Below are 3,931 nucleotides of genomic sequence, written 5' to 3'. Positions count from 1 at the left end.
CACTGATCGATCTCGACCTCACCGCCGCTGTTAAATGGCATAAAGAAAAAGGCTCATTAGCCACGATCGTCACTAAATCGGTACCGCGCGATGAAGTCTCTAGCTATGGGGTAGTCGTTACCGATGAAAATGGCAGAGTCCAAGCTTTCCAAGAAAAACCTTCAGTTGAAGAAGCTTTAAGTACGAATATTAATACGGGTATTTATATTTTTGAGCCAGAAGTATTAAACTATATTCCTTCCGATCAAGAATATGACATCGGTGGCGATTTATTTCCAAAATTAGTCGAAATGGGCGCGCCTTTTTACGCAATTCCAATGGATTTCCAATGGGTCGATATCGGTAAAGTTCCCGACTATTGGCAAGCAATTCGCAGCGTTTTAATGGGTGAAGTTAAGAATGTGCCGATTCCGGGCATTCAAGTCGCACCGGGCATTTATACCGGAATTAATGTGGCGGTAAATTGGGATAAAGTCGATATTACCGGGCCTGTATATATCGGTGGGATGACCAAAATTGAAGATGGTGCTAAAATTACGGGGCCAGCGACGATCGGCCGCAATTGTCATATTTGCGCTGGTGCCCACATTGATAATAGCGTGATTTTTGAGTACTCCAGAATTGCGTCGGATGTAACGCTGACTGATAAGTTAGTATTCGGACGCTATTGTGTCGATAAAGACGGCGCGACGATCGACGTACAAGCCGCTTCGCTCGATTGGTTGATTACCGATACCCGTCAGCCGATGGAAGCGATCGCTAAACGATCCGCTCTAGCAGCCAAGTTTGTCGCTCAAGTCTTTGAATCGGAAGAAACACCCATTACATTGCGATAGCGATCGGATCTAGACTTCGTTTCTAGATCTAAATCCCTCTAAATCCCCCAAGGATGCGCTACGGTGTATACACAAGTCGGATAGACTTCGTTTTGAGATCTGAACCCCCCTTAAAAAGGGGGGAACCGGATCCGGAAAGCCCCCTTTCCAAGGGGGTTGGGGGATTCTCACCAATTTCGCTGCTCACTATAGATGTGTATTCACGGTAGCCTTTCCTCTTGACAATCCCCACAGCTCCAGCTTGACACGATCGAACCCGATCGATCCGCTTAGATCCATGTCCGATCTCGAACCCGAACACCTCCACCTCGCCAGTAGTTTTGAATGCGGTTGGCAAGGTGTAAATTTAATATTAGAGCGAGAACCGCGCGGGGAGATGCCCGCAGCGACGCTGGACGTTCATTTTATTACGATCGCACTCGCAGATTTTAGCTGTAGTTACAAAACACCCAATGGCTGGGCACATGTGGACTATCAAGCAGGAGATGTCGCGATCTTGCCCCAAACAGAGCTATTTCCACTCGTCCAAATCGATCGAGAAGTACCTCTATTAGAATTATTTCTCCAGCCACAACAGACGGCAACGCTGGCTCCTGACAAACAATTAGTCCCACAAATTCAAGTCCGAGATCCGCTCATCGCACAGATGGGATTGGCACTATATCGAGAGTTAAGATCTAGCGGTGTCGAAGGAAAGCTCTACGCCGAGTCGATGTCGATCGCGCTATCGGCACATCTGGTACAAAACTATAGTACGGCGCAAATTGCCCCCATCAAAGGTCTACTTTCGGCACGAGCTACCCAACAAATCGCCGATTATATCGAAGCTCATTTGAGTGAAGAACTGACGGTAGCACGATTGAGTAACGTCGTCGCACTCAGCGTTCATCACTTTGCAACAGTGTTTCGCCGCACATTTGGCTTAACACCACATCAATATATCCTCAAACAGCGGATCCTCCGGGCAAAAATCCTGTTAAAAACTACCCCGCAGCCACTTGTCGCGATCGCCCATCAAGTCGGATTTCAAAGCCAAAGTCATTTTACCCGGATTTTTCACGCTCATACCCACTGTACGCCCAAACAATATCGAGAGCGACTATAAATCGCGGTTTTAGACCAAACTTCGCAAACCTGGGCAAGACACCAGCACGGATCGATCGCTAAAGTGGACTCTATTACCCACAGATCGATCGGAGATTAGTAGTATGAAGGGATGGCAAATAGTTATAGCCGTGACGATCGCGATCGGATTGGCTGTAGCCGCCATTTGGGGCGGCATGGGCGTAACCGAAGACACTACGCTATTGCTAGTGAGGTTAACAGCCAGATCCTCATGTCTGATATTTTTACTCGCCTTTATCGCCTCACCACTGCGGCGGTTGTGGCAATCGCCCCTGTCGCTGTGGTTGGTACAAAATCGCCGCTTTTTAGGCTTGTCGATGGCAATATCGCATACCTACCATGCGATCGCTTTTTCCACATTACAAGTCGTCATTCGCCAACAAGCTTTTACAGCCGATCCATTAGCAATTTTAGGCTATGTTTTTCTGCTTGGCATGACAATTACCTCATTTCCCGCGCCAGCAAAAGCGATTGGGCGGCGGGCTTGGCGGGTGATACATACGGCTGGCATGTTTTATTTCTGGCTGATATTTGCCGTTGAATTTGGCAGAAGAGCTGGGCTAGAATGGGGCTATTCGTGCTTATCGCTATTAGTGGCGATCGCCATGCTCGTCCGGATTTTGGGCAGTCGCAGAGCCACGCCGCAGGTAGTATAGATGCGATCGAACCCTCCAAACCTCATTTACCCGCTCGGATTTGGGTAGCCTAGAAATAGATATTATTAATGACAATAAGGCATCCTCAGATTTCAACCATGCATAAGATTGTTATAACAGATCGAGTGGCGGAAAAAGGCGATCGAAATTCCGTAGGTGGTTTCCCCATTCTTGCCAAGCACCAAGCCCATCCCCATTGTAAAATTTGCGATGCTCAAATGGCACTATTTTTACAATTCGATCTCAAGCCAGAATTCGATCTCTCATTCTTAGAAAATAGTCATTTTTTAGCATTCATGTGTCCGAACCATAATGATATTCCAACTGTTGCTGAAGATTTTCTAGACAGTGCAGCGGTTATCCCCGATCGATATTGGGAGCAGGAAGAAGGACATTTTACATTAATTCTCAATCCACCGAATATTGAGGAGAAGATCGGCGAATGCGATCCGTTTATTCAAGCCAAACAACTAGATTTTGTCAAAGCTGAAGAAACAATTGAAGATTGGGGCGATCCAGAAGCGGGGATATCCTTGATTGTCGGTAGCGAACAGGGTTTTAAGATCGGAGGTACGCCATCATGGTTTAACTATGATTGCCAAGCTAACTGTTCTTGCGGCGCAAAAATGAAATTTATCGGTCAGATTCCTACGGATTTTGGGTTTACACAAATACCCAACGCACCCAAGCAACCAGATGAATTTTCTTCAGCAGAATACTATTTCTTATTAGGCAATCAGGTTTATATTATGGGTTGCAGCAGTCAGTGTCATGAAATGGCGGCGATCGCGATCTGCGATAATTAGAGTGGATCTCAAAAATATTTAGATCTGTAGGTTGGGTTGAGGCACGAAACCCAACGATCCTAGCGATCGATCGACAATTGCGTAATATTTTTTAAATATTGGTGTAGTAGTTGGGTTTCGTTTCACTCTACCCAACCTACAACTCTACCCAACCTATAACTTAGGTTAATTACTCGACTTCCGGCCATAACAAGCGCACCGCCATCAGAGCAAAACCTAGTGCTGCCATACCTTTAAGCACCTTTGTTGGTAAAAACGCCGCAATTTCACCACCTGCTAATACCCCGATCGAACTAGCCAATAATAAAGCCGCCACCGAGCCAAAAAATACCGCACGCGGATGTTGGCTACTACCGCCTAACGCGATTGCCGCTAACTGGCTTTTGTCACCAATTTCAGCAATAAATACCGTCATGAAAGTTAAGCCGAGTAATTGCCAGTTCATAGATGGGAGATGGGAGGTGGGAGATGGGAGGTGGGAGATGGGAAGTGGGAGATGGGAGTTCGG

At 46.6% G+C, this 3,931-nt stretch carries 5 protein-coding genes; 4 read left to right on the top strand and 1 reads right to left on the bottom strand.

Annotation, left to right across the window (positions count from 1 at the left end; genetic code table 11):
* From RMO79_RS02930 to RMO79_RS02915, 4 genes are all read left to right on the top strand, one after another.
* Positions 1 to 836 (top strand): NDP-sugar synthase (locus RMO79_RS02930; protein ID WP_310481561.1); only part of this gene is annotated, 836 nt, incomplete at its 5' end.
* 277 nt (positions 837 to 1,113) lie between these two features.
* Positions 1,114 to 1,941: an AraC family transcriptional regulator gene (locus RMO79_RS02925; RefSeq protein WP_310481560.1), complete on the top strand. Its 828-nt coding sequence runs from the start codon at positions 1,114 to 1,116 to the stop codon at positions 1,939 to 1,941.
* 103 nt (positions 1,942 to 2,044) lie between these two features.
* A complete protein-coding gene (locus tag RMO79_RS02920) occupies positions 2,045 to 2,617 on the top strand; it encodes a hypothetical protein (RefSeq protein ID WP_310481559.1) in 573 nt (190 codons plus the stop codon).
* A gap of 98 nt (positions 2,618 to 2,715) precedes the next feature.
* A complete protein-coding gene (locus RMO79_RS02915) occupies positions 2,716 to 3,423 on the top strand; it encodes a hypothetical protein (RefSeq protein WP_310481558.1) in 708 nt (235 codons plus the stop codon).
* 169 nt (positions 3,424 to 3,592) lie between these two features.
* On the opposite strand, the gene RMO79_RS02910 is transcribed toward RMO79_RS02915, so the two are convergent.
* A complete protein-coding gene (locus RMO79_RS02910; protein ID WP_310481557.1) occupies positions 3,593 to 3,868 on the bottom strand; it encodes a TMEM165/GDT1 family protein in 276 nt (91 codons plus the stop codon).
* Positions 3,869 to 3,931 lie beyond the last annotated feature (63 nt).

The sequence above is a fragment of the Chamaesiphon sp. VAR_48_metabat_403 genome (assembly GCF_031422475.1).
GTDB lineage: Bacteria > Cyanobacteriota > Cyanobacteriia > Cyanobacteriales > Chamaesiphonaceae > Chamaesiphon.
The sequence above is the reverse complement of the archived record's forward strand: the minus strand, read 5'-3'. Positions and strand labels throughout refer to the sequence as shown.

What these genes read in the sequence shown, in the direction of transcription:
- RMO79_RS02925 (WP_310481560.1), top strand. Translation starts at nt 1,114, where the DNA reads ATGTCCGATCTCGAACCCGAACACCTCCACCTCGCCAGTAGTTTTGAA.
- RMO79_RS02920 (WP_310481559.1), top strand. Translation starts at nt 2,045, where the DNA reads ATGAAGGGATGGCAAATAGTTATAGCCGTGACGATCGCGATCGGATTG.
- RMO79_RS02915 (WP_310481558.1), top strand. Translation starts at nt 2,716, where the DNA reads ATGCATAAGATTGTTATAACAGATCGAGTGGCGGAAAAAGGCGATCGA.
- RMO79_RS02910 (WP_310481557.1), bottom strand. Translation starts at nt 3,868, where the DNA reads ATGAACTGGCAATTACTCGGCTTAACTTTCATGACGGTATTTATTGCT.